1 protein-coding gene is annotated in these 596 nt (G+C 64.4%); it reads left to right on the top strand.

Translation table 11 applies throughout. The annotated features are described in order from the left end of the window. A partial coding sequence (locus BQ8482_RS37545) for a tyrosine-type recombinase/integrase (RefSeq protein ID WP_165848869.1) occupies positions 1-503 on the top strand: 503 nt, incomplete at its 5' end. Between the last annotated feature and the right edge of the window lie 93 nt (positions 504-596).

Below are 596 nucleotides of genomic sequence, written 5' to 3' on the forward strand. Positions count from 1 at the left end.
CGAGGAACCGGGTCGCTCTGATGACCACCTATGCGGTGGGCTTACGCGCCGCGGAGGCGGCGCGTCTGCAGGTGACGGACATCGATAGCAGCCGGATGATCATTCGCATCGAGCAAGGCAAGGGCGGCAAGGACCGCTATGTGATGCTGTCGCCGCAGCTGCTGGAGATTTTGCGCGTCTATTGGCGGTTGACCAAGCCGGGACGATGGCTGTTTCCCCGGCGCGATGGCCGCGGCCCGATCCATCCACAGACCTTGGGGATCGCCTGTCGAGCAGCCTGCGAGTTCCTGGGCGTTGAGAAGCGGGTGACGGTGCACACCCTTCGCCACAGCTTCGCCACCCACCTTTTGGAAGCCGGCACGGACATAAGGATCATCCAGGTCCTGCTGGGCCATCGCAGCCTGGCGACGACGACACTATACGCCCAGGTCTCAACGGCTGTGATCGGCCGGACCGCCAGTCCTTTTGACCAACTCCACATGGAGATCACGCCGCCCGGCTGAGCCGCGAGCCATGCGCCCGGATCTGGAAGTGGCGGATGTATTCCACCGTCACGGGGCTGATTATCGCCGCGACCATGCCGGCCATCTCGGGCG

Origin of the sequence: Mesorhizobium delmotii (genome assembly GCF_900149755.1) — a bacterium.
Classification (GTDB): Bacteria; Pseudomonadota; Alphaproteobacteria; order Rhizobiales; family Rhizobiaceae; genus Mesorhizobium; species Mesorhizobium delmotii.